Source organism: Candidatus Hydrogenedentota bacterium (assembly GCA_035416745.1).
Lineage (GTDB): Bacteria > Hydrogenedentota > Hydrogenedentia > Hydrogenedentales > SLHB01 > UBA2224.
This window is the reverse complement of the sequence record DAOLNV010000057.1, coordinates 19,353-25,345: the sequence shown is the minus strand read 5'-3', so window position 1 is coordinate 25,345 and position 5,993 is coordinate 19,353. Positions and strand designations below refer to the sequence as shown.

Annotated in this window: 8 protein-coding genes; 2 read left to right on the top strand and 6 right to left on the bottom strand. The window is 63.5% G+C overall.

The window, feature by feature from the left end:
• Positions 1 to 40: 40 nt before the first annotated feature.
• Positions 41 to 565, top strand: coding sequence for a M23 family metallopeptidase (locus PLJ71_15820; protein ID HQM50155.1), 525 nt, complete (start codon positions 41 to 43; stop codon positions 563 to 565).
• Positions 566 to 609: 44 nt separating this feature from the next.
• Here PLJ71_15820 and PLJ71_15815 read toward each other — a convergent pair whose 3' ends face one another.
• A complete protein-coding gene (locus PLJ71_15815) occupies positions 610 to 1,776 on the bottom strand; it encodes a hypothetical protein (GenBank protein ID HQM50154.1) in 1,167 nt (388 codons plus the stop codon).
• A 189-nt stretch (positions 1,777 to 1,965) separates the two neighbouring features.
• On the opposite strand from PLJ71_15815, the gene PLJ71_15810 reads away from it, so the two are divergent.
• Positions 1,966 to 2,637: a transposase gene (locus PLJ71_15810; GenBank protein ID HQM50153.1), complete on the top strand. Its 672-nt coding sequence runs from the start codon at positions 1,966 to 1,968 to the stop codon at positions 2,635 to 2,637.
• Positions 2,638 to 2,690: 53 nt separating this feature from the next.
• Here the strand turns inward: PLJ71_15810 and PLJ71_15805 are convergent, their stop codons facing one another.
• The 5 genes from PLJ71_15805 to PLJ71_15785 all read right to left on the bottom strand — a co-directional run.
• Positions 2,691 to 3,311: a methyltransferase domain-containing protein gene (locus PLJ71_15805; protein ID HQM50152.1), complete on the bottom strand. Its 621-nt coding sequence runs from the start codon at positions 3,309 to 3,311 to the stop codon at positions 2,691 to 2,693.
• Positions 3,299 to 4,120, bottom strand: coding sequence for a metal ABC transporter permease (locus PLJ71_15800; GenBank protein HQM50151.1), 822 nt, complete (start codon positions 4,118 to 4,120; stop codon positions 3,299 to 3,301). The genes PLJ71_15805 and PLJ71_15800 overlap by 13 nt, the downstream gene beginning before the upstream one ends.
• Positions 4,120 to 4,875 carry a metal ABC transporter ATP-binding protein gene (locus PLJ71_15795; GenBank protein HQM50150.1) on the bottom strand — a complete coding sequence of 252 codons (756 nt, stop codon included), beginning with the start codon at positions 4,873 to 4,875 and terminating at the stop codon, positions 4,120 to 4,122. The genes PLJ71_15800 and PLJ71_15795 overlap by 1 nt, the downstream gene beginning before the upstream one ends.
• Positions 4,865 to 5,767, bottom strand: a complete 903-nt coding sequence (locus tag PLJ71_15790; protein ID HQM50149.1) for a zinc ABC transporter substrate-binding protein — start codon at positions 5,765 to 5,767, stop codon at positions 4,865 to 4,867. The genes PLJ71_15795 and PLJ71_15790 overlap by 11 nt, the downstream gene beginning before the upstream one ends.
• On the bottom strand, positions 5,754 to 5,993 hold a 240-nt coding region (locus tag PLJ71_15785), incomplete at its 5' end, for a hypothetical protein (protein HQM50148.1). The genes PLJ71_15785 and PLJ71_15790, both read right to left, overlap by 14 nt.

Sequence of the window (5,993 nt, the reverse complement as noted above, 5' to 3'; positions counted from 1 at the left end):
GCCAAGATCCCACAACATATTGTGGTGCGTGGAGGCGTAGATGGACCGGACGGCGCACAGGATGCGTGTACGCTGGCTCGCCAGCCCCATCAAGGCCTTGGCGGTCCTCGTCCTCGCGGCAGGGATTACCGCGTGCGCTACCCGCGCGCCGGACGCCCGGAGGCCCTGCCCCGTGCCCTGCATCTGGCCGACACCGTCCGCCGCCCGGACAGTGACCTCGACGTTTGGTGAACCGCGCTCGGCTGGCGGCGGGCGCACCCGCCCCCATCAGGGTATCGACATCAGCGCGCCGAAGGGGTGTCCGGTATACGCTACGGCCGACGGAGTCGTATGCTGCTCCGGGCGCGACCGCGGGGGATACGGGAAATACGTGGTCATGCGCCATTCCCAGGGTTACAGCACTCTCTACGGGCACCTCTCGGAAATCAAGGTCAAAGAAGGCGCCAGGGTGAAGGCTGGGCAGATCCTTGGCCAAACCGGCAAGACCGGCCATGCAAGCGGCTGCCATCTACATTATGAGGTGCGCCGAGACGACCGCCCCATCGACCCAACGCCCTTTCTGTGAGGGCAGATAGTGCAGTATTGCCCTGCGCCCTTTGCCCGGCGCGCTCAGGCAGGACCGAACCCCTCGTTGAACCCGTCGAGAGTCAATGCAGGGTCTTTGGCCCACGCCACCTGCGCCTGGTAATTGCGGTCGGCCAGCAGATTGCCAACCGCCGAAACCTCGCCGTAGGTTCCCACGAAGTCGAATTTCAGTTGGGCCAGCCCTGGAAACACCCGTGCGATCTCGGGCACATAGTCCGTGCTTGTGGTTTGAGTGGACGGGTTGAACCAATGCAGGTAGCCGTATTTGCGGTGGTCCGGCATGGCTATAAACTCGTCGGGGAAGCCCGAACGCCGGACCGTGCCCAGCATGGTGTACTCCCACACGGTCTTCGGATGCAGGGCGTTGATATAGGGCATGCTCGGAAACCCGGTGATGTCTTGCAACCCGCGATAGGTGCAGTTGATGAAGGTACCCTCCGGCGCGGCCCGGTAGGCATAGTCCATCAGCTCCCTTGTGGCGATAACGGCGTCCATGATATTCCCGTCGGCCTCGAATCCGAGCGCGGCGCGTGCGGCCTTGGCCTCAGGCGAGGGATTGACGATGAAATCGCCCATCTCATAGTCGATCCCGGCGATCTTGAACGTTTCGAGCATCCATTCGAGCCCGTCGCGCCACCATGCACGGTTGGCGTCGAGCGCGGGATCGAGCACGGGCGTCACGAGCCGCCCGCCGCGTTCCTCATTGGCGCTCGAGACGCGCTCGGGATGCGCGCGCAAGTACGTGTCCAGGTTGAAGGGATGGTCCCCCTCGTAGTAATACCCGCCGTAGGAACACAGTCCCACGCCCGGCAAGATGCCGACGCCCCGGTCCGCCGCGTATTCGCACAGCTCGGCCGCCGCCTGCACGCCGCCGTGGGCGTCCCGCAGAAACCCCCAGACAGTGATGCTGTGCACGCCGATGCGCCCGCAATAGTCCACGAGCCGTTTGAACCCCGACAGAAACGAATCGGGCCGCTTCGGGTACGTGAACTTCTTGTCGGCGGACGCCATGCGCAAGGCAATGGCCTCCGGCTCGTCGTCCCACGTCATGCGCGAATCCCAGCACCAGAGGTGAATGCGCATGGGTCTGGCAGCAGGCGGGGCCGCCGCGTGTACGGACCGGTCCGCGACTGCCGTCAACGCCCCCGCGCCCGCTCCGGCCGCTACTGCAAGAAAGTCTCGTCGTTTCATCTCGGTGGGGTCCTCCTAATTTTGGGGACACAATACTTAATTGCTCGCGCAAACAGCGCGGCAACACGCCAGGAATTGGCCTCAAGACAGCAATTAAGTATTGTGTCCCCAAAAATGTCAAGTTATTGTTGTCTACCAAATATCTAATTAAGTATTGCATTGTCTGGATGGGTTCGTTATTCTCCCTGCATGGCACGCATTGCGCGAGTGGTGGTTCCGGGGATGCCGCATCACGTTACCCAGCGCGGCAACCGGCGTATGGCCACATTCTTTCGAGAAGATGACTATCGTGTCTACCTCAGACACATCAAGACGTGGTGCGGAGTGCACCGAGTGGAAATCCAGGCATACTGCCTCATGCCCAACCATGTTCATTTGATTGCCATCCCCGAGACTTCCGACGGGTTGGGCCGGGCCATCGGCGAAACCCATCGCCGCTACACCTGCCACATCAACGAGCGTGAAGGCTGGCGCGGCTACCTCTGGCAAGGCCGCTTTGCCTCCTTCGTTATGGATGAAGATCATTACTTGACCGCCATGCGCTATGTTGAATTGAATCCTGTGCGTGCGGGATTGGCAGCCACCCCCGGGGAATGGCCTTGGAGCAGCGCACGCGCTCATCTCACGGGGGATCCCGATCCACTTCTCGGAAATGTCAACGACACGATCGACTATGTCGGCGATTGGCAACGGTATCTTGCCCTCGACATCGAAGAAGAGGAGCTACTGCGTCTTCGCCAACACGCCCGTACGGGTCGGCCGCTCGGCAGTGCCACATTCGTCCACGATCTTGAACGACGTCTCGGCCGCTTCCTCGGAAAACGCAAGACCGGTCCTCGATTTCGGGGACACAATACTTAATTATCTGGGCAAGCACTGCGGGAACACGGAAGGAATCTATGGCAAGACGATAATTAAGTATTGTGTCCCCGAAATTGCGCGAGAGCAACAAAACCGTCCTCTCTGTTTTCGAGGCGGAGGAGTTCGAGGCCGGCGTTGCGGAACAGGATGGTCATGCCTGCGTCGCCGGGGAGGGTGTGGCCGCCCACGACGTCGCCGACTTTTTCGTGGTGTTCGTTGATGGCTTCGCGGCTTTGGGAATGGAGCACAGCGAGTTTGCCGCGCGGTTTGAGCAGGCCGGCCAGCTCGGTCACGGCATGTTGCTGGTCGAGAAAGTGGGGAAACACGCTGTAGCAGATGACCCAGTCGAAAACGCCCCGGGCGAAGGGGGAGTCGAGAACGTCAGCCTGTATCCAGGCGACGGGTGCGTCCGGGCGGAGAGATTTCCCCTCCCGCAACATGGCGCGGGACAGGTCGACCGCCACTACCTGGCCATTCGGGGCGACGCGGCCCACCAATTGCCTTGCGAGGATGCCGGTACCGGCCCCGACATCGAGCACCGACTCGCCGGCCGCGATACCCAGCGCGTCGACCATCGCCGCGAGCCGGTCCGCGAAGCGCGAGGCGACCGCTTCGTCCCATGTGGGAGCGAGGTTGTCGAAAAAGGCCTCGATGCGCCGGTTCATCTCCTCCATGAGGTCATCCTTCGTTTGGGCGAAACAGCCAAGGCCGCCGCGAATATGAGCGACGAGGCGATCACAATCGACGCGCCCGTCGGCAGGTCCCACAAATACGAACCCGTCAAACCGATCCAGCACGAGAATACGCCGAAGACCGCCGCCAGGACGAACATTCGTCTCAGGCTGAAGGTCAGTTGAAGCGCCGCTGCCGCGGGATTGAGCAACAGACTGTAAATGAGGAGTCCGCCGACCGTTCGCAAGGACACGGCCACCGTGACTCCTGTCGCGAACAACAGCCCGTAGAATACAAGCGTGGCGGGAATCCCGACTGCGAACGCTACCCGGCGGTGGCAGACCACCGCCTGGATTTCTTTGAAGAAGAGGGCCAGTAAAGTCACTAACGCCGCGGTAACCGCGATCAGATAGACCAGGTCGGCCGTCGAAACGGTCAGAATATTCCCCCAGAACAGGCCCAGAGCCTGGGCCTTCGAGCCGGGTGTCAGGCCGGCAAACAGAAATGCCAGCCCCAGCATGAGCGAGAACACTATCCCCACCGCGCTGTCGGGGTTGAGTTGTCCGCGATCGGCGAGGGGCCCCACGAACGCCGCCGCCGCGAAACTGAACGCCAGCGCCCCCAGGATCGGGTCAAACCCCATCCAGACGCCGAGCATCGCTCCGGCAAATGCCGCGTGCGCGATGCATATGCCCAGCATCGAGAGGTGCATGGTCACCACGAACACACCCACGAGTCCGCAGCTCACTCCCGCGCACAGACCGGCGAGCACGGCGTGCTGCATGAACTCGCGTTCGAATATCGCCCACATTACACGCCTGCCTCCTGCGCGGGTCCCCTGGCATACAGTTCCGCAAGCCTCGTTTCCTCGAGCATGGCGTCGCGCGGACCCGCCGCCCACAGGGTCCCTTCGCGAAGGAGGACGACGGTTTCGCAGCTCCGGGGCAGCGTGCCTGAATCGTGCGTCACGTACAGGGAAGTCACGTCCCGTGTTCGGTGAATGTCCTCGACGAGCGCCACGATTTCGGATTGGACTCTCGGATCAATGGACGCTGTCGGTTCGTCGAACAGAAAGATGCGCGGCTCCTGGGCCAGTGCTCGCGCGATGGCCACGCGCTGGTACTCTCCGCCCGAAAGCAGCCCCAGCGGCCGCTCGGCGAGATGGTCCATGCCCACGGCCGCCAAAGCCTCGCAGACGCAGGCCCAGTCCCTGGCGCCGGGGCGCCGCAGCCACCCGAGCCGGCCGTATCGGGCGGCCAGCACCGTCTCGCGCACGGTGATAGGCAATCGCCGGTCCACGGGGTCAGCCTGGGCCACGTACCCGATCTCCGCGCGGAGACCATGCCCTGCCCAGGCATACGGCTGCCGGCCCAGCACCGTCACGCTGCCCGAAGTGGGACGAGTCAACCCGTTGACCAGGGTCAGAAGCGTGGTTTTGCCCGCGCCATTGGGTCCAAGGATACCCACAAACGACCTGCGCGGGACACTGAGCGAAATGTCGCGAAGCAGGGTTGCGCCATGCACCGCAACGGTGACCTTTTCGAGTCTTACTGCGTCATTGTCCATCGGAATTGGCCGGGCTGCGCCGCGGGGACCGGACATGCTCCAACGCGTCAACAAGAAGCCCGACGTTTCGGGCAACCGCGCGGTCCCACGTTTCCGTGCCGGGCAATCCTCCCGGAAAGTTCGAGATGATGACCCGTTCCGCGCCCATTTCGCGGGCCAGCACCGCGCCGATCGCTTCGTCGCCGCTCTGCAGGTTGTCAATGACAAGGGACACCCCGCGGTCTTTGCCGCGCCGGACGAGGGCCTCGACATCGCTCACACTCAGATCTTCGGAACGCCCGAAGGCGCCCGCAACGGAGAACCCCGCCCATTCGGCGAACGGAGCGGCCATCTCCTGGCACAAAACGGCCGTGCCGGTTGCACCAGCGGTTTCCAGGCTCGCGAGCAATGTTTGGCCCAGGGTTCTCACCTCGGCGCTCCGCTGCGCTACGCGGCCCGGCATATCTTCCGGACCCAAGCCGTGCGCTTCCAGGACGCCCGCCACCGATTGCAGAGCTTCCGCATACGCGCCGGGCACCATCCAGTTGCCCGGCACGGGCACGACCAGCACGTTCTCCGGCGCGATGCCCGAAGCGCGCACCACGTTCGTGACGTTTGGCATGGTCTCTTGCCAGGGATGAAGCAGCAGCACATCGCAGCCCGCGACACGCGCAACGTCACCCGGACGCATGTCGTAATGACCCGGACAGCTCCCCGGCGGGATCAGCACTGGCGGCGCCGTGTCACCAGCCACGAGGTCTTGCACCGCGCATTGCATCAGTGCCGTGCCGGCTACCACCGGTTCGTCCTGGGGAACACACCCCGCGGCGATAATGCACAAGGCCGCGGCGCATCCCGCGAAGAGACGCGCCCGCGTGCGCCCGGGTGCCCGGCGGTTCCTATCCAAGGCCATAATGGCCCACCTGCCGGAGAATGCCGTGGCCGTTGGCTGCGTCGTCCACCACGGGAAAACGGCCGGGATAGCGCACGAACTCGACATGACCATCCATATACAGGACGTGGCAGCCGCCCGGGATGTGGTTGAACACGACGCCCCCCGCCGCGTCCGCGGCGTCCCCGAAACTGCCAAACGTGTCGAACATCACCACCAGTTCGCTCTGGGCCAGCGCGGATGCCGC